Genomic DNA, 16,920 nt, shown 5'->3' with positions numbered 1-16,920 from the left:
CCGCCGGGGCCACCGGGGCGCCCGGTGCCGTCGTCGGCGGCGGTGTTGTGGTCGAAGTGCGGGTTCGGCTCGTGCGCGGAGGGCGGGCCCGTCGGTTCCGTGCTCATGGAGCCCCACTATGGGGAAAAATGTGGCGATTCCGGGCGGTGGCACGCCGTCTTCCGCCGCCGATAGGGTCGGCGGCGGCGCGACCGCCTGTTCGGAAGCACCGGAAGCACCGGAAGCAAGGGATGTGCGATGACGGACGGAACGGTGACCGGGGCCGTACGGGTGCTGGTCGCGGCCGACAAGTTCAAGGGCTCGCTCACGGCGGTGCAGGTCGCCGAGCGGGTCGCGGCGGGGCTGCGGCGGGTCCTGCCGGGGCTCGACGTCGAGACGCTGCCCGTCGCCGACGGCGGTGACGGGACGGTGGCGGCGGCCGTGGCGGCCGGATTCGAACGGCGCGAGGTCACCGTGACCGGGCCGCTCGGCACGCCCGTCACCGCCGCGTTCGCGCTGCGCGGGACGACGGCGGTGGTCGAGATGGCGGAGGCATCCGGCCTCCAGCTGCTGCCGCCCGGGGTGTTCGCGCCGCTCACCGCCACCACGTTCGGCTCCGGCGAGCTGCTGCGCGCGGCCCTCGACGCCGGGGCCACGACCCTCGTCTTCGGCGTCGGCGGCAGCGCCACCACCGACGGCGGCTCCGGGATGCTCACCGCACTCGGCGCGGTCCTGCGCGACGCGGAGGGCGAACCGGTCGGCCCCGGCGGCGGCGCGCTCGCGCGGCTGGCCTCCGCCGACCTCTCCGGCGTCGACCCGCGCCTGGCCGCCGTGGACCTCGTCCTCGCGAGCGACGTCGACAACCCGCTGACCGGCCCCAAGGGCTGTGCGGCGGTGTACGGGCCGCAGAAGGGCGCCACACCGGACGACGTCGCCACTCTCGACGCGGCCCTCGCGCACTACGCGCGCGTGCTCGAAGAGGCGATCGGCCCGAAGGCCGCCGATCTCGCCGCGGCGCCCGGCGCGGGCGGTGCGGGCGGCATCGGGTACGGCGCGCTGCTGCTCGGCGCGCGCTTCCGCCCCGGCATCGAGCTGATGCTCGACGTCCTCGGCTTCGCCCCCGCCCTTGCCCGCGCCACCCTCGTGATCACCGGCGAAGGCTCCCTCGACGAGCAGACCCCGCACGGCAAGGCCCCGGCGGGCGTCGCCGAGGCCGCCCGCGCCGCCGGCAAGGAGGTCGTCGCGGTCTGCGGACGACTCGCCCTCGCGCCCGAGGCGCTGGGCGCGATGGGCATCCGCCGCGCCTACCCGCTCACGGACCTGGAGCCGGACCCGGCGAAGTCCATCCCGAACGCGGGACCACTGCTGGAGCGGGTCGCGGCCGAGATCGCGCGCGACTTCCTGACGTAACGCGCGCGGGACACGCCCATGCGAGGCTCGCGCGCATGAACGACATCACGATCACCCTCTGCACCTCCGAGGAGGTCCGCGAGAGAGCCTTGGACGGCCTCGCCGCCCTCCTGGTGGATGCCGTGGCCGACGGAGCCTCCGTCGGCTTCCTGGCGCCCCTGGAGCCCTCGGAGGCCGCCTCCTGGTGGACAGGTGTGGCAGGGCTACGGGACGTCTGGGCGGCCCTCGACCCCGCGGGGTGCGTCCTGGGCGCCGTCACCCTCGTCCGTGACGACAAGCCGAACGGCCGCCACCGCGGCGAGATCGCCCGCCTCGTCGTCCACCGCGACGCCCGGGGGCACGGCCTCGGGCGCCGGCTGCTCGACGCGGCGGAGACGCACGCCGCGGCCGCGGGCCTGACCCTGCTCGTCCTCGACACCCGGACCGACAGCCCCGCCGAGACGCTCTATCGCACGGCCGGCTGGACCGCCGCCGGCACCATCCCTGACTTCGCGGCGGACCCGTCGGGCACGCTGCGCCCGACGACGCTGTACTACAAGCGGCTGGGCTGAGCCCCGTACACCCGAGCCCGCTCGGGAAGCGCCCGCCCGGACGCCCCCGCACCCTCCCGCCCCGCACGCGAAAGGGCCCCGGACGCTTCAAGCGTCCGGGGCCCTTTCGGCTGTCCCTCGTACCGACCGCGGCCTTACCGCAGCTGCGCGGCCTGGGCCTCGCGGGCCTCCCGGCTCTCGCGCCGGTTGCCCCGGAAGGTGTTCACCCTCCGGGCCGTCGCGAAGAGCGGGATCACGGCGCCCAGGACCACCTGGAGCGCGCAGCCCGTCTGGAGCAGCAGCGCACCGCCGGGGGCGTCGAACGCCCAGGCGGCCAGCATGGCCATCGCGCCGACGATCCAGCTGAGCATCGCCGCCGCGAGGACACCCCGCGGCTTCGGGTACTCGACCCGGCTCACCATCAGCCACGCCGTACCGATGATCGCGAGGAGCGTCGGTACGAACGGCAGCTCGAGCAGGATGATCGAGACGACCGTGAGCGCGCCGAACGGGCTCGGCATGCCCTGGAACATGCCGTCCTTCATCGTCACGCACGAGAACCGCGCGAGCCTCAGCACCACCGCGAGCAGCACCACGATCGCGGCCACGGCCGAGACCTTCTGGTGCGCGTCGTCGGCGACCATGCCGTACACGAGCACGAAGTACGCCGGCGCCAGACCGAAGCTGATCAGGTCCGACAGGTTGTCGAGCTCGGCACCCATCGGCGAGCTGCGCAGCTTGCGCGCCACGAGCCCGTCGCACAGGTCGAAGATCGCCGCGCACAGCATCAGGATCACGGCGGTCGCGGCGGAGTGCCGCGCCATGCCGCTTTCCACACCGTTGCCGGTGAGGTGCGGGATGAGGATGCCGGTGGTGGTGAAGTACACCGCCATGAAGCCGCACGTGGCGTTGCCGAGCGTGAGGGCGTCCGCTATGGACAGCCTCATCGACAGCGGCATCTCCTCGGCCTCGTCGGCGGACTCCGCCGTGCCGTCGGCGGCCCAGTCGGCCGCCCGTGTATCAGGATCAATCACGGTCAATGCGAGTCACCCCCGCGGTCGTGGCCTGGCCGACCTCGACGGCGACCTCGACACCCTCCGGGAGGTAGATGTCGACGCGCGAGCCGAAGCGGATGAGGCCGATCCGGTCACCCTGCTCGACCTTCGTCCCCTGCGGGATGTACGGCACGATGCGGCGCGCCACGGCGCCCGCGATCTGCACCATCTCGATGTCGCCGAGCTCGGTGTCGAAGTGCCAGACGACCCGCTCGTTGTTCTCGCTCTCCTTGTTGAACGCCGGCACGAAGCCACCGGGGACGTGCTCCACGGACGTCACCGTGCCCGCCAGCGGGGCGCGGTTGACGTGGACGTTCAGCGGGCTCATGAAGATCGCGACGCGGGTGCGGCCGTCCTTCCAGGGCATGATGCTCTGCACCACGCCGTCGGCGGGCGAGATGACCCGGCCCGACGCGATCTCTCGCTCGGGGTCGCGGAAGAACCACAGCATGCCGGCCGCGAGAGCGGTGGTCGGGACGGCGATGGCCGCGGCACGCTTCGACTTGCGGGAGCGCGCGAGGCTGAGCGCCGCGGTGGCGACGGTCGGCAGAAGCCACGGCGATGCTCCGCGTGCGATGCGCACGCCCTTGAGGCGGTCGCGGTGTGCAGAGGTTTGGCTGTGGGGCATGGATGACCTTCGTAGCGGATGAGGCCGCACTGGCAACGGGGGGACGGCGGCTTTTACCGCCGATGCTATCGGTTGCGGGCCGCAACTGGGCAAGCCAGAAGCCGAGTCGGCGGCCGGAAGACGAACACAGGGTGTGATCTTCTTCGCGGCCAAACCGACTCGAAAGGGACAATCAGCCCTGGAATCGGTACTCCTCGAGCAGTCGACGACCAATGATCATTTTCTGGATCTCGGCGGTGCCTTCGCCGATCAGCAGCATGGGTGCCTCGCGGTAGAGGCGCTCGATCTCGTACTCCTTCGAGAACCCGTAACCGCCGTGGATGCGGAACGCGTCCTCGACGACTTCCTTGCAGTACTCGGAGGCGAGGTACTTCGCCATGCCCGCTTCGAGGTCGTTTCGCTCCCCGGAGTCCTTTTTGCGTGCTGCATTCACCATCATGGCATGGGCGGCCTCGACCTTGGTAGCCATCTCGGCCAGCTTGAACTGGATCGCCTGGTGCTGGGCGATCTGCTTGCCGAAAGTGTGACGCTGCTGGGCATACTGGACACCCAGCTCGAAGGCACGCTGTGCGACACCACAGCCACGGGCCGCCACATTGACGCGGCCGACCTCCACGCCGTCCATCATTTGGTAAAACCCTCGGCCGGTGACCCCGCCGAGCACCCGATCGGCCGGAATGCGCAGCCCGTCCATGATGAGCTCGGTGGTGTCGACCCCCTTGTAGCCCATCTTCTCGATCTTGCCGGGGATGGTGAGCCCCGGCCGGACCTCGCCGAAGCCGGCCTCCTTCTCCACCAGGAAGGTCGTCATCGACTTGTGCGGGGCGGTGCCCTCGGGGTGGCCTTCGTCACTCCGTACGAGGACGGCTACCAGCGTGGACGTACCACCGTTCGTCAGCCACATCTTCTGGCCGTTCAGGACGTACTCGTCGCCGTCCTTCACCGCCTTCGACGTGATGGCGGACACGTCCGAGCCGAGCCCCGGCTCCGACATCGAGAACGCGCCGCGCGTCTCGCCGGCCGCCATCCGCGGCAGGAAATAGTCCTTCTGCTCCTGCGTGCCGTGCTGCTTGAGCATGTACGCCACGATGAAGTGCGTGTTGATGATGCCGGACACCGACATCCAGCCGCGCGCGATCTCCTCCACGCACAGCGCGTAGGTGAGCAGCGACTCACCCAGACCCCCGTACTCCTCGGGGATCATCAGACCGAAGACACCGAGCTCCTTGAGCCCGTCCACGATCTGCTGGGGATACTCGTCACGGTGTTCCAGCTCCGTGGCGACCGGGATGATCTCCTTGTCGACGAACGCGCGGACCGTCGAGACGATCTCCTGCTGGACGTCGGTGAGACCGTGCGTCTGGGCGAGTCGCGCCATGACTACTTCCCCTGTTCCTTCAAGGCCGGGCGGCCGGGCTGCTCGCCGCCGCGCGCGTCGATGTACTCGGCGGTCGGGACCATCACCTTGCGGCGGAAGACGCACACCAGGGTGCCGTCCTGCTTGTAGCCCTTGGTCTCGACGTAAACGATGCCCCGGTCGCTCTTCGACCGCGACGGCGTCTTGTCGAGGACCGTGGTCTCGCCGTAGATCGTGTCGCCGTGGAAGGTCGGCGCCACGTGCCGCAGCGACTCGACCTCCAGGTTCGCGATGGCCTTGCCGGAGACGTCCGGCACGGACATGCCGAGCAGCAGCGAGTAGATGTAGTTGCCGACGACGACGTTCTTCTTGAAGTCCGTCGTGTTCTCCGCGTAATTCACGTCCATGTGCAGCGGATGGTGGTTCATCGTCAGCAGACAGAAGAGATGGTCGTCGTACTCGGTGACCGTCTTTCCGGGCCAGTGCTTGTAGACGGCGCCGATCTCGAATTCTTCGTAGGTACGGCCGAACTGCATGACGATCAGGCCTCCGCCTTCTTTTCCGAATCGGGCAGTTCGAACGAGCTGGTGCGCTGCATTCCGGCGGCCCGGCCCTTGCCGGAGATCACCAGCGCCATCTTGCGGGAGGCCTCGTCGATCATCTCGTCGCCGAGCATCGCCGAGCCCTTCTTCCCGCCCGCCTCGGACGTGTGGTAGTCGTACGCGTCGAGGATGAGCTCCGCGTGGTCGAAGTCCTCCTGCGAGGGCGAGAAGATCTCGTTCGCCGCGGCGACCTGGTCCGGGTGCAGCACCCACTTGCCGTCGAAACCGAGGGCGGCGGCGCGCCGCGCGACCGCGCGGTAGCCCTCCTGGTTGCGGATCTGGAGGTAGGGGCCGTCGATCGCCTGGAGGTTGTTGGCCCGGGCGGCCATCAGGATGCTCATCAGGATGTGGTGGTACGCGTCCGCCGGGTAACCGGCCGGCTGCTCGCCCACGACCAGCGACTTCATGTTGATCGAGGCCATGAAGTCGGCCGGGCCGAAGATGATGGTCTCGACCCGCTGCGAGGCCTGCGCGATCGCGTTCACGTTGATCAGACCCTGGGCGTTCTCGATCTGCGCCTCGATGCCGATCTTGCCGACCTCGAAGCCCATGGTCTTCTCGATCTGCGTGAGCAGCAGGTCGAGCGCCACGATCTGCTCGGCACTCTGCACCTTCGGCAGCATGATGCAGTCGAGGTTCTGGCCGGCGCCCTCGACGACGGTGACGACGTCACGGTACGTCCAGTGGGTCGTCCAGTCGTTGACCCGCACGACCCGCGTCTTGCCGGTCCAGTCGCCCTCGTTGAGGAACTTCACGATGGTGTGCCGGGCCTCCGGCTTCGCCAGCGGCGCGCAGGCGTCCTCCAGGTCCAGGAAGACCTGGTCGGCGGCGAGGCCCTGGGCCTTCTCCAGGAAGCGCGGGTTGGAGCCGGGCACCGCCAGGCACGAGCGGCGCGGGCGCAGCCGGTTCACAGGGGAAGAGGGCGTGGTCATGCGGGGACCTCCGTGCGTTCGAGGGGGCTGAGCTGGTTGGCTTTGCGGATCTCGTCGACGATACGTCCGATGATCCCGGTGATACCGAAGTCCTTCGGGGTGAAGACGGCGGCCACTCCGGCCGCGCGGAGCTCCGCGGCGTCGGCGTTCGGGATGATCCCGCCGACGACGACCGGGATGTCCGCCGCGCCCGCTTCCCGCAGCCGGTCGAGGACGTCCGGGACGAGCCGGGAGTGCGAACCGGAGAGGATCGACAGACCGACCGCGTGCACATCCTCCTCCAGGGCGGCGTCCACGATCTGCGCCGGCGTCAGCCGGATGCCCTGGTAGACCACCTCGAACCCGGCGTCACGGGCCCGAACGGCGATCTGCTCGGCGCCGTTGGAGTGCCCGTCCAGGCCCGGCTTGCCCACCAGGAAGCGGAGCTTGCCGACCCCGAGGTCCCGCGCGGTCGCGTCGACCCGCCGGCGCACCTCGGCGAGCGGCGAGCCCTCCTCGGCCGGCACGGCCACCGGAGCGGACGACACCCCGGTCGGCGCGCGGAACTCGCCGAAGACCTCGCGCAGCGCCCCGGCCCACTCGCCGGTCGTGACACCGGCGCGGGCGCACTCCAGGGTCGCCTCCATGAGGTTGCCGGTGCCCTTCGCCGCCTCCTTCAGCCGCTCCAGCGCCTTGCACGGGCGCGGGTGGTTGAACGGCGGCTGGTAGCGGGTGTCCCGCCAGGTGCCGAGACCGGCCACCACTCGGGCCTCGACGGCCGGGTCGACGGTCTGGATCGCGGTGTCCAGGTCCGAGGTGAGCGGGTTCGGTTCGGTCGTCTCGAAGATGTTGACGCCGACGATCTTCTCCTCGCCGGACTCGATCCGGGCCCGCCGCTCGGCGTGCGAGGAGACCAGCTGCGCCTTCAGATAGCCGGACTCGACGGCGGCCATCGCACCGCCCATCTCCTGGATCCGCTCGATCTCGGCCAGGCACTCCTCGACCAGGGCGTCCACCTTGGCCTCGATGACGTGCGAGCCGGCGAAGATGTCCTCGTACTCCAGCAGGTCCGACTCGTGGGCGAGCACCTGCTGGATACGGAGCGACCACTGCTGGTCCCAGGGACGCGGCAGACCGAGCGCCTCGTTCCACGCCGGGAGCTGGACGGCCCGGGCGCGGGCGTCCTTGGAGAGGGTGACGGCCAGCATCTCCAGGACGATCCGCTGGACGTTGTTCTCCGGCTGGGCCTCGGTCAGACCGAGCGAGTTGACCTGCACGCCGTACCGGAAACGGCGCTGCTTGGCGTCCTCGATGCCGTACCGCTCCCGGGTGACACGGTCCCAGATGCGGCCGAAGGCGCGCATCTTGCACATCTCCTCGACGAACCGGACACCGGCGTTCACGAAGAACGAGATCCGGGCGACGACCTCGCCGAAACGCTCCTCGGGCACCTGACCGGAGTCACGGACCGCGTCGAGGACGGCGATCGCCGTGGACATCGCGTACGCGATCTCCTGGACCGGCGTGGCCCCCGCCTCCTGCAGGTGGTAGCTGCAGATGTTGATCGGGTTCCACTTCGGGATGTGGTTGACCGTGTACGCGATCATGTCCGTCGTGAGACGGAGCGACGGGCCGGGCGGGAAGACGTGCGTCCCGCGCGACAGGTACTCCTTCACGATGTCGTTCTGCGTGGTGCCCTGGAGCTGGGTGACGTCCGCGCCCTGCTCCTCGGCGACCACCTGGTAGAGCGCCAGCAGCCACATGGCGGTGGCGTTGATCGTCATCGAGGTGTTCATCTGCTCCAGGGGGATGTCCTGGAACAGCCGCCGCATGTCACCGAGGTGCGAGACGGGCACCCCGACCCGGCCGACCTCGCCGCGGGCGAGGACGTGGTCGGGGTCGTAGCCGGTCTGCGTGGGCAGGTCGAACGCGACCGAGAGGCCGGTCTGGCCCTTGGCGAGGTTGCGCCGGTACAGCTCGTTGGACGCCTCGGCCGTGGAGTGGCCGGCGTACGTCCGCATGAGCCACGGCCGGTCCTTCTGGCGCTCTGTCATCTGTGGTCCCGGTTTCGGTTCGGATCTCGGATCAGGGGTCGCGGATCTCGGATCAGGGGTCTCGGATCGCGGATCGGGGATCGCGGATCAGGGGGCTTCGGGGTTCCGGATCTCTCAGACGTCGCGGAAACGGTTGATCGCGTCGAGGTGCCTGGCCCGCATCTCGTGGTCGCGCACGCCGAGGCCCTCCTCGGGCGCGAGCGCGAGCACGCCGACCTTGCCCTGGTGCAGGTTGCGGTGCACGTCGTAGGCGGCCTGGCCGGTCTCCTCCAGGGAGTAGACCTTGGAGAGGGTGGGGTGGATCTTGCCCTTGGCGATCAGCCGGTTGGCCTCCCACGCCTCGCGGTAGTTGGCGAAGTGCGAGCCGATGATCCGCTTCAGGGACATCCACAGATAGCGGTTGTCGTACTCGTGGTTGTAGCCCGAGGTGGAGGCACAGGTGACGATGGTGCCGCCCTTGCGGGTGACGTAGACCGAGGCACCGAAGGTCTCGCGGCCCGGGTGCTCGAAGACGATGTCGACATCCTCGCCGCCGGTCAGCTCGCGGATGCGCTTGCCGAAGCGCTTCCACTCGCGCGGGTCCTGGGTGTGCTCGTCCTGCCAGAACTTGTAGCCCTCGGCGGTGCGGTCGATGACCGCCTCCGCGCCCATGGCGCGGCAGATGTCGGCCTTCTCCGGGGAGGAGACGACACAGATCGGGTTGGCGCCGCCGGCCAGCGCGAACTGCGTGGCGTACGAGCCGAGACCGCCGCTCGCGCCCCAGATCAGCACGTTGTCGCCCTGCTTCATCCCGGCGCCGTTGCGGGAGACCAGCTGGCGGTACGCGGTGGAGTTGACCAGACCGGGCGCCGCCGCCTCCTCCCAGCTGAGGTGGCCGGGCTTCGGCATCAGCTGGTTGGACTTCACGAGCGCGATCTCGGCGAGGCCGCCGAAGTTGGTCTCGAAGCCCCAGATGCGCTGCTCGGGGTCGAGCATCGTGTCGTTGTGACCGTCGGAGGACTCCATCTCGACCGAGAGGCAGTGCGCGACGACCTCGTCGCCGGGCCGCCAGGCGTTGACGCCGGGGCCGGTGCGCAGCACGACGCCCGCGAGGTCCGAACCGATGATGTGGTACGGCAGGTCGTGGCGCTTGGTCAGCTCCGACAGCCGGCCGTAGCGCTCCAGGAACGAGAACGTCGAGACCGGCTCGAAGATCGAGCTCCAGACCGAGTTGTAGTTCACGGAACTGGCCATGACGGCGACCAGCGCCTCGCCCGGGCCCAGCTCGGGCAGCGGGACCTCGTCCAGGTGGAGCGACGTGCGCGGGTCCTTGTCGCGGCTCGCCTGCCCGGCGAACATCTCCTGCTCGTCCTTGTGGACGGTCACGGCGCGGTACGACTCGGGAAGCTTGAGGCCGGCGAAGTCGGCCGGGGTGGAGTCGGGGGACTGGATCGCGTCCAGGATGTCCTTCACGGGGTGCCTCCGGCGGTGCGGCGTCCCTGCGGGGACGCGTGAGGGTTACGTCGGGGTGCTGCGGTGGAGGTTGCCGTCGGTTCGGCGCGGTGTGCTGCTGTGGCGGCGCCGTGGTGGGGCGCGAGGGGTGCCTGTGACGCAGGCGTCCGGGCGCACGGGAGGGATCACCCATGGGGACAGCCGGCGAACGAGAAGTCTCCTCGGGCGCCGGCCGCCCGGACGACATCAACGTATGGCACGCCGTGTCACCTGACAAGGCACTGCGTGCCAACAATTTCACTCAGATGCGATCTGGTGTTCACGGATGAGCGATGATCGATCGAAAAGGGGTCTGAGCTGGGGGGATGGGGTGGGGGAGGGGCGGGTTACGCGGGGTGCGGGTGGGTGGTGTGGCCGGGTCACCCTTGAGGCGCGGGCCGGGCGCCTGCCGTTACGAACCGGTGTGGGCCCACTCCCGGAGACACCGCGAGTGCGGGTCGCGCACCTGCCGTTACGTCTTTGTGCGGGCTGGCCTCTACGGCCGAGTGAGCCGAAGGGGTGCGTCGGGGGAACAGTGCCGAACGCGCACAGGCCCGCGAGGAACGAGTGGGCCGAGCACGATCGGTGCTGTGAGTCCGACTCCAGCACCCCGGAGGCGAACCGAGGCACAAAAAAGGCCAACGTTGCCCAATCACACATGCGCCCAGGCTTGCCGCCGCGCTTACGTGCGGGCCGCACACCTGCCGTCTCGCTTACGTGCAGGCCCAGCCCCCACCGCCGCACTCACCTGCGGGCCGCATACCAGCCGCCACCCTCACCCACGGGCCCCAGCCTTAGCCGTCTCGCGCCTGTGCGGGCCCAGCCCCAGCCGCCGCACTCGCCTGCCGGCTGACCTGTATCAGTCGGCCGCACTGTCGGTGCGGCCCAAGCCGTATGAGACTCGCCCGCCGCCACCTGTCCGAGTAGTCCCCGCGTCAGGCGCCACCGGGCATATGCCATCCGGCCTCTGCCGGGGCGCTCGCGTGCGGGCCCAGCCCGCCGGGCTCAACCCCCACAGGCCGGCATATGCCAGCCCAGTTTCCTCCCCCGAACCCCCCTCAGCCCCGCGTCAGGGCCTGCTGGATCGTCCGCATGATCTCGTCCAGCGGGGCGTCCGTGCGGGCCACGGCGACCAGGACGTCACCGGTCGTCGAAGCGGTCGCGACCGGCGTGGCCGGGACGGCGGCCGGCTGCTCGGAGACGTCCGCCTCCTCGGCTCGTACCGCACCACCGGCCGCACCCGCACCCGTACCCCCCGTCGCCGCCGCCGTGCCCGGCCGGGCGCCTATGCCGGTGCCGAAGGTCTCCCGGACGATGGCGAAGGCGTGGTCGAGCTGGGTCTCCACGTCGCCCTGGCCGCCCGCGCGCAGCCAGCGGCGCAGGACGTGGTTGTGGGCGGTGACGACGGCCGAGGCGGCGACCTCGGCCAGCAGCGGGTCGTCGTTGCCGTCGTGGTGGTCGCGCTCGTCGAAATGGCCGAGCAGGTAGCGGGTGAACAGCCGCTCGTAGCGGGCCACCGAGGCGATCTCGCGTTCGCGGAGGGTCGGCACCTCGCGGGTGAGCCGGTAGCGGGCCACGGAGACGGCGGGCGCGCCCGCGTACATCTTCATGACCTCCTTGATGCCCCGGCACACCGTGTCGAGCGGGTGCTCGTGCGGCGGGGCGGCGTTGAGGACCGCCTCGGCGCGTACCAGGGTGTCGTCGTGGTCGGGGAAGATCGCCTCTTCCTTGGAGCGGAAGTGCCGGAAGAAGGTCCGGCGGGCGACCCCGGCGGCGGCCGCGATCTCGTCGACGGTGGTGGCCTCGTAGCCCTTGGTGGCGAAGAGTTCCATGGCCGCGGCGGCCAGTTCCCGGCGCATTTTGAGCCGCTGCGCGGCGGCACGGGTCCCCGCCGCGCTCTCCTGAGCGTCGGGCGTGGACGTGGCACGGGGTGTCTTCGCGGCCTTGGGCATGCCCCGAACGTACTGCATCGGAGCGGCGGCGTGCCCGGACGGGGGAGAGCCGCCCGGCCCGGCACCGGTGGTGCCCGCCGGGCTGAGCAGCCCTCCCCATCCTCCGTACGGCTCCGGCGGGCCCTCAGCGGCGGGCATATTCGCGGAAGCCGCGGCCCGTCTTGCGGCCGAGGCAGCCCGCGGCCACCAGGTGCTCCAGGAGCGGCGCGGGGGCGAGGCCCGGGTCGCGGAACTCGCGGTGCAGGACCTTCTCGATGGCGAGGGAGACGTCGAGGCCGACCACGTCGAGCAGCTCGAACGGGCCCATCGGGTAGCCGCCGCCGAGCTTCATCGCGGTGTCGATGTCGTCGAGGGTCGCGTAGTGCTCCTGGACCATTTTGACCGCGTTGTTGAGGTACGGGAACAGCAGCGCGTTCACGATGAAGCCGGCCCGGTCGCCGCAGTCCACCGGGTGCTTGCGGATCTTCGTGGTGACCGCGCGGACGGTGGCGTGGACGTCGTCGGCGGTCAGCACCGTACGGACGATCTCCACCAGCTTCATGGCGGGCGCCGGGTTGAAGAAGTGCATGCCGATGACGTCCTGCGGGCGGCCGGTGGCGCGGGCGCAGGCGATGACGGGCAGCGAGGAGGTGGTGGTGGCGAGCACCGCGCCCGGCTTGCAGATCTTGTCCAGGCGGGCGAACAGGTCCTGCTTGATCTCCAGGTCCTCGGCGACGGCCTCGACGGCCAGGTCGACGTCGGCGAAGGCGTCGAGCGCCCCGGCGGGGCTGATCCGGGCCAGCGTCTCGTCGCGCGCCTCGCCCGTCATACGGCCCTTGTCGACCGAGCGGGCCAGGGACTTCGCGATCCGGGCCTTGGCGGTGTCGGCCTTCTCCTGGGAGCGGGCGGCGAGGACGACGTCGTAGCCGGCCTTCGCGAAGACCTCGGCGATGCCGGAGGCCATGGTGCCGGAGCCGGCGACGCCGACCGAGCGGACCTCGCGGCCCGCGCCGGCGGTGCCGGCCGCCCCGGGGGTGAGCGCGTCGGGGACGGTGACGGCCGAGTCGGGTCCCTCGTACGTGTAGAAGCCGCGGCCCGCCTTACGGCCGGTCAGACCGGCCTCGCTGAGCTGCTTGAGGATCGGGGCGGGGGCGTGCAGCCGGTCGTGGGAGGCGGCGTACATCGCGTCGAGGACGGTCCGGGCGGTGTCGATGCCGATCAGGTCGAGCAGCGCGAGCGGGCCCATCGGCAGTCCGCAGCCGAGCTTCATCGCGGCGTCGATGTCCTCGCGGGAGGCGTACTGGGCCTCGTACATCGCGGCGGCCTGGTTGAGGTAGCCGAAGAGCAGTCCGTCGGCGACGAAACCGGGCCGGTCGCCGACCGCCACGGGCTCCTTGCCGAGTTCCTGGGCGAGCCGGGTGACGGCGTCCACGGCGCGCGGGTCGGTCAGCACCGAGGAGACGACCTCGACCAGCTTCATGGCCTGGACGGGGGTGAAGAAGTGCAGGCCGAGCACCCGCTCGGGGTGCGCCGAGTCGGCGGCGAGCCGGGTCACGGACAGCGCGTTGGTGCCGGTGGCGAGGATCGTGCCGGGGCGGACGATGCCGTCGAGGGCCCGGAAGACCTCCTGCTTGGTCTCGTACGTCTCGGGGACGACCTCGATCACGAGGTCGGCATCGGCGGCCGCCCGGAGGTCGCAGGAGGTACGGAACCGGGCGAGGGTGCGCTGCCGTTCCTCCTCCGTGATGCGGCCGCGGGCCACGGCGCGGGCGGTGGAGGTCTCCAGCGCGGTGACGGCGTGGGCGGCGGCGTCTTCGCTGATGTCGATGCCGACGACCTCACGGCCGGCGCGGGCCAGGATGTCGGCGATTCCCGAGCCCATGGTGCCGAGGCCGACGACGGCGATGGTGGAAAGAGGGGTGTCCATCAGGGGACTCCTGAGAGGAAGAGTGACGACTGAAGGCGTGCGGGCGCGCGGAGTGCACCCGATGCGCGTGCGGGGGTGCGGGCGGAACGCGCGCGGGGAGCGAACGCGGGGACGTGGGCGCACGACGGTGTGCGGCGGCGCGCCGAAAAGCGCGCGAGTGTACGAGGGGCGTGCGAAGGTGCATAAGGGGCGCGAGAGCGCGATGCAGCCCTGTGAAAAAGCGATGGACCCGGTCCCGGGGTCACATCTGAATACCGAACCGACAAACGACCACAACGGCTGCGTCACCAGGCCGTCGTGGGGTGCGGGGGTGGCCCGCTCACCTGAGATTAACCGGCGGGTAACGAGCGCGCCAGTCCCGGGGAGTTGGGGAATGTGTGATCTGGGTCGCGGATAGGATTCGGAATATGAATTCCAGCGCGGATCCCGAATTCTGCTCGATGATCGATCGTTTGCGGGAAGAGATCGGAAACGGCGGAGAAGCGGTACCGGCGGCATTCGAGGAACTCGCCGGGCGGACGGTCGGCACGGCGCGGCTCCACCAGGCGCTCACCGCCCCCGGACAACCGCTCTGGGCCCGGGAGATCGCCGCCTTCCGGCTCGGCCTCGCCGGCGACCCGCGGGCCTTCGAGGCCCTGGTGCTCCTCCTCAACCACCGCGACCCCGAGCGCTGTGTCTCCGCCGCCCATGCCCTGACCCGGCTCGGCGACCCGCGCACGGCCCGGGCCGCCGCCGCGCTCGCCACCAACGAACTGCGCGTCGCGTACGCCCTGTTGCCGGTCCGGCTGCTCGCCGACCTGCGCGCCCCCGAGAGCGTGCCCGCTCTCGTCACCGTCCTGGAACGCCGCCTCGCCCCCGGCGACCCCTACTGGCGCGTCGGCCTCGCCTGCGTCGAGGGCCTGGGCACGCTGGGCGATCCCGCCGCCCAGGAGATCCTTCGAACGGCCCTGCCCCACCCGAGGTTCGGCGAGGCGGCGCGGACGGCGCTGGGGCGGCTCGCGAAGTGAGCCTGCGCCTTCTCGCCGAGGCCGACTGGCCGTTGTGGCGCGAGGCGCGCCTGACGGCGCTCGCCGACGCACCGGACGCCTTCACGGCCCGGCTCGCCGACTGGGACGAGGGCGGCGAGACCCACTGGCGGGCGCGGCTCGCGCTGTCGGACGCCCACAACCTCGTCGCCCTGCTGGACGGCGAGGTCGTGGGGATGGCCTCCGGAACGCCGGGGGACGGGCCCGGCACCCGCGAACTCCACTCGGTGTGGGTGAGCCCCCGGGCGCGGGGCCGGGGCGTCGGGGACCGGCTGCTCGCCGAGGTCGAGTCCTGGGCGAGACGGTCCGGCGCGAACCGGCTGACCCTCGCCGTACTCCCCGCGAACGCACCGGCCCTGACGCTCTACCGGCGGCACGGCTACGCCGTGGTGGCGGAGGGAGGACGGGAGACGGTGATGGCCAAGGAGCTGTGAGACGTACGGGGACGGGCGCGGGAGGTGCACCCTCGCCGCGCTGCCGGAGCCGTCCACCTGGCCCACTGGGTGTCAGCCGGCATGCTCGGACGACGACGGACGCCCCGCGCCGCGACGGCTCAGAACCCGGCCATGGACTTGTCGAGCACCCCGCCCAGGGCGCCGTAGGCGCTGCAGCGAACCGAGTGCATGGCCCTGCGGCGCAGCCCGAATGCCACGCCGACCGACAAGGCGAAGAGCCCGCCGAGGACCATCGCCACGACCGGGCCGAAGACGAAGTACGTGAAGCACGCCACCCCGGTCCAGACAAGGACCGGAAGGAGTGAGCCGCGCAGCACCGTCCAGAACCCGATGGGCTCGGGTCCCGGCGGCAGCGCACGGTCATGCCACACCGCGATGTGGTTCCTGGTCACACAGTGCTCGGATCGCATGGAGTCATCACATCACCGGTGGCTCGGTGCTTGTCCAGTGATCCACAAGAAGCGGCCAGTGCTGTGACCGATCAGTCCGGCAAGGTCGGGTCGGTCAGCTGCGCGGGCCCATCTCTTTCGGACCGTAGAGGGCAGTGGCCTCTCCCGTGATCAAGGCCCAGTAGCGGTCCCCGAACGACCAGTGCCACCACTCCGTGGGGTAGTTCACCATCCCCGCAGCCGTGAGCGCAGTGCCCAGCAGATGCCGGTTGGCGCGGGCCTCCTCGCTGATGTTGGCGGCTTGGGTGTAGCAGGCGCCCTCGCTCTCCTCCGGGTCCGCGTTCATGCGCGTGCCCAGGTCCAGTTCGCGCCCGTCGGCGTCGGCCAGGGTGAGGTCGACAGCGGCGCCGGCGCTGTGCGGAGCGATGTCGGGTGGTGACACATAGCGGCTCGCCGCCGAGTGGATCTGCTCGGCGGACCAATCGAGGTGGGCGGCTCGCAGTTGATCGGCGTACTCCTCGAAGTACTTCCGCTGAAGAGAAGGAGGCCGGTACCCCTCGACGAACAGCAGCCGCAAGCCCTTCGGAAGCATCGCCTGGGCCTTGACCAGCCGTTCCAGCACGCCCTCCCGCAGGTACGCGAAGACGTCTGCCGGGTCCTGCTCGCGGGTATCGACCAACAGCGAGTCGCCGCGGCGGACGTCCACAAGGCGTTCACCGCACTCAACGACGGGTATGGCAGCGATTTTCGGGTCCGACATCAACACGATCTCCGTCATGACGCGATCATCCCGCAGACTCACCCCGGCGAACCTGCCCGGTCACAGCCCTAGTCGTCTAGTCGTCGGTGGCCGTCCGGTTCGGACCCCAGCGGTCCTTGCGGTTCGCCCGCTGGAGGGCGCGTACCGCCTCGCCCGCCGCGAGCGTCGCGGTGGAGACACCTCGGACCCATCGGGGGCCGCCCCGGGCCGCCCAGACGACGCAGCCGCACCCCGCGGCGGCCAGTACGACGATCCCGATCAGGACGAACAGGACCATGTCCGTCACCACCCCTCCACCGTTCGCTTCCGTGGTCCCGGACATCGTCTCAGCCCGACCGGTCCTCCCGGTGCGGGGGTCAGCGGGCCGGGCCGGGCGGCAGAGCGCCCCAGGTAGCATACCCGCCGGCGAGGCGGGCGCGCGGGGGGGGGAACAGGCC

At 70.7% G+C, this 16,920-nt stretch carries 16 protein-coding genes; 4 read left to right on the top strand and 12 right to left on the bottom strand.

Annotated elements, in window-relative coordinates:
* Positions 1-237 precede the first annotated feature (237 nt).
* Together ABZ990_RS18320 and ABZ990_RS18315 are read left to right on the top strand one after the other, a co-directional pair.
* Complete coding sequence (locus ABZ990_RS18320) at positions 238-1,389, top strand: glycerate kinase (protein WP_361232062.1); 1,152 nt, start codon at positions 238-240, stop codon at positions 1,387-1,389.
* Positions 1,390-1,424: 35 nt separating this feature from the next.
* Positions 1,425-1,940 carry a GNAT family N-acetyltransferase gene (locus ABZ990_RS18315; protein WP_361232060.1) on the top strand — a complete coding sequence of 172 codons (516 nt, stop codon included), beginning with the start codon at positions 1,425-1,427 and terminating at the stop codon, positions 1,938-1,940.
* 134 nt (positions 1,941-2,074) lie between these two features.
* On the opposite strand, the gene pssA is transcribed toward ABZ990_RS18315, so the two are convergent.
* From pssA to ABZ990_RS18270, 9 genes are all read right to left on the bottom strand, one after another.
* Positions 2,075-2,953, bottom strand: coding sequence for a CDP-diacylglycerol--serine O-phosphatidyltransferase (gene pssA, locus ABZ990_RS18310; RefSeq protein ID WP_361232058.1), 879 nt, complete (start codon positions 2,951-2,953; stop codon positions 2,075-2,077).
* On the bottom strand, positions 2,946-3,602 hold the full coding sequence (locus ABZ990_RS18305) for a phosphatidylserine decarboxylase (protein WP_361232056.1): 657 nt from the start codon (positions 3,600-3,602) through the stop codon (positions 2,946-2,948). The genes pssA and ABZ990_RS18305 overlap by 8 nt, the downstream gene beginning before the upstream one ends.
* A 172-nt stretch (positions 3,603-3,774) precedes the next feature.
* A complete protein-coding gene (locus tag ABZ990_RS18300; RefSeq protein ID WP_361232054.1) occupies positions 3,775-4,980 on the bottom strand; it encodes an acyl-CoA dehydrogenase family protein in 1,206 nt (401 codons plus the stop codon).
* 2 nt (positions 4,981-4,982) lie between these two features.
* Positions 4,983-5,495 carry a MaoC family dehydratase gene (locus ABZ990_RS18295; protein ID WP_361232052.1) on the bottom strand — a complete coding sequence of 171 codons (513 nt, stop codon included), beginning with the start codon at positions 5,493-5,495 and terminating at the stop codon, positions 4,983-4,985.
* 5 nt (positions 5,496-5,500) lie between these two features.
* The gene (locus ABZ990_RS18290) at positions 5,501-6,493 is read right to left on the bottom strand and encodes a CoA ester lyase (RefSeq protein WP_361232050.1); all 993 of its coding nucleotides are present in this window, start codon (positions 6,491-6,493) and stop codon (positions 5,501-5,503) included.
* Positions 6,490-8,526 carry a protein meaA gene (locus tag ABZ990_RS18285; protein ID WP_361232048.1) on the bottom strand — a complete coding sequence of 679 codons (2,037 nt, stop codon included), beginning with the start codon at positions 8,524-8,526 and terminating at the stop codon, positions 6,490-6,492. Before ABZ990_RS18285 ends, ABZ990_RS18290 begins: the two co-directional genes overlap by 4 nt.
* 114 nt (positions 8,527-8,640) lie before the next feature.
* Positions 8,641-9,978 (bottom strand): crotonyl-CoA carboxylase/reductase, encoded by a 1,338-nt coding sequence (ccrA, locus tag ABZ990_RS18280; protein ID WP_361232046.1) that lies wholly within the window; start codon positions 9,976-9,978, stop codon positions 8,641-8,643.
* Positions 9,979-11,054: 1,076 nt separating this feature from the next.
* Positions 11,055-11,948 (bottom strand): TetR family transcriptional regulator, encoded by an 894-nt coding sequence (locus ABZ990_RS18275; RefSeq protein WP_361232044.1) that lies wholly within the window; start codon positions 11,946-11,948, stop codon positions 11,055-11,057.
* Between the two features lie 124 nt (positions 11,949-12,072).
* Positions 12,073-13,854: a 3-hydroxybutyryl-CoA dehydrogenase gene (locus ABZ990_RS18270; protein WP_361232042.1), complete on the bottom strand. Its 1,782-nt coding sequence runs from the start codon at positions 13,852-13,854 to the stop codon at positions 12,073-12,075.
* Between the two features lie 407 nt (positions 13,855-14,261).
* Between ABZ990_RS18270 and ABZ990_RS18265 the strand changes: the two genes are divergently transcribed.
* The gene (locus ABZ990_RS18265; RefSeq protein ID WP_361232040.1) at positions 14,262-14,861 is read left to right on the top strand and encodes an adenylosuccinate lyase; all 600 of its coding nucleotides are present in this window, start codon (positions 14,262-14,264) and stop codon (positions 14,859-14,861) included.
* The gene (locus ABZ990_RS18260; RefSeq protein WP_361232038.1) at positions 14,858-15,313 is read left to right on the top strand and encodes a GNAT family N-acetyltransferase; all 456 of its coding nucleotides are present in this window, start codon (positions 14,858-14,860) and stop codon (positions 15,311-15,313) included. The genes ABZ990_RS18265 and ABZ990_RS18260 overlap by 4 nt, the downstream gene beginning before the upstream one ends.
* Before the next feature lie 119 nt (positions 15,314-15,432).
* Here the strand turns inward: ABZ990_RS18260 and ABZ990_RS18255 are convergent, their stop codons facing one another.
* From ABZ990_RS18255 to ABZ990_RS18245, 3 genes are all read right to left on the bottom strand, one after another.
* Positions 15,433-15,744 (bottom strand): hypothetical protein, encoded by a 312-nt coding sequence (locus ABZ990_RS18255; protein WP_361232036.1) that lies wholly within the window; start codon positions 15,742-15,744, stop codon positions 15,433-15,435.
* A gap of 94 nt (positions 15,745-15,838) precedes the next feature.
* Positions 15,839-16,501, bottom strand: a complete 663-nt coding sequence (locus ABZ990_RS18250) for a M15 family metallopeptidase (protein ID WP_361232034.1) — start codon at positions 16,499-16,501, stop codon at positions 15,839-15,841.
* Positions 16,502-16,559: 58 nt separating this feature from the next.
* Positions 16,560-16,760 carry a hypothetical protein gene (locus tag ABZ990_RS18245; RefSeq protein ID WP_361232166.1) on the bottom strand — a complete coding sequence of 67 codons (201 nt, stop codon included), beginning with the start codon at positions 16,758-16,760 and terminating at the stop codon, positions 16,560-16,562.
* Positions 16,761-16,920 lie beyond the last annotated feature (160 nt).

The sequence above is a fragment of the Streptomyces sp. NPDC046203 genome, assembly GCF_040646255.1.
Classification (GTDB): domain Bacteria; phylum Actinomycetota; class Actinomycetes; order Streptomycetales; family Streptomycetaceae; genus Streptomyces.
This window is presented reverse-complemented; position numbering and strand designations above follow the sequence as displayed.

What these genes read in the sequence shown, in the direction of transcription:
- ABZ990_RS18320 (WP_361232062.1), top strand. Translation starts at nt 238, where the DNA reads ATGACGGACGGAACGGTGACCGGGGCCGTACGGGTGCTGGTCGCGGCC.
- ABZ990_RS18315 (WP_361232060.1), top strand. Translation starts at nt 1,425, where the DNA reads ATGAACGACATCACGATCACCCTCTGCACCTCCGAGGAGGTCCGCGAG.
- ABZ990_RS18305 (WP_361232056.1), bottom strand. Translation starts at nt 3,602, where the DNA reads ATGCCCCACAGCCAAACCTCTGCACACCGCGACCGCCTCAAGGGCGTG.
- ABZ990_RS18300 (WP_361232054.1), bottom strand. Translation starts at nt 4,980, where the DNA reads ATGGCGCGACTCGCCCAGACGCACGGTCTCACCGACGTCCAGCAGGAG.
- ABZ990_RS18295 (WP_361232052.1), bottom strand. Translation starts at nt 5,495, where the DNA reads ATGCAGTTCGGCCGTACCTACGAAGAATTCGAGATCGGCGCCGTCTAC.
- ABZ990_RS18290 (WP_361232050.1), bottom strand. Translation starts at nt 6,493, where the DNA reads ATGACCACGCCCTCTTCCCCTGTGAACCGGCTGCGCCCGCGCCGCTCG.
- ABZ990_RS18285 (WP_361232048.1), bottom strand. Translation starts at nt 8,526, where the DNA reads ATGACAGAGCGCCAGAAGGACCGGCCGTGGCTCATGCGGACGTACGCC.
- ABZ990_RS18275 (WP_361232044.1), bottom strand. Translation starts at nt 11,948, where the DNA reads ATGCCCAAGGCCGCGAAGACACCCCGTGCCACGTCCACGCCCGACGCT.
- ABZ990_RS18270 (WP_361232042.1), bottom strand. Translation starts at nt 13,854, where the DNA reads ATGGACACCCCTCTTTCCACCATCGCCGTCGTCGGCCTCGGCACCATG.
- ABZ990_RS18265 (WP_361232040.1), top strand. Translation starts at nt 14,262, where the DNA reads ATGAATTCCAGCGCGGATCCCGAATTCTGCTCGATGATCGATCGTTTG.
- ABZ990_RS18255 (WP_361232036.1), bottom strand. Translation starts at nt 15,744, where the DNA reads ATGCGATCCGAGCACTGTGTGACCAGGAACCACATCGCGGTGTGGCAT.
- ABZ990_RS18250 (WP_361232034.1), bottom strand. Translation starts at nt 16,501, where the DNA reads ATGACGGAGATCGTGTTGATGTCGGACCCGAAAATCGCTGCCATACCC.
- ABZ990_RS18245 (WP_361232166.1), bottom strand. Translation starts at nt 16,760, where the DNA reads ATGGTCCTGTTCGTCCTGATCGGGATCGTCGTACTGGCCGCCGCGGGG.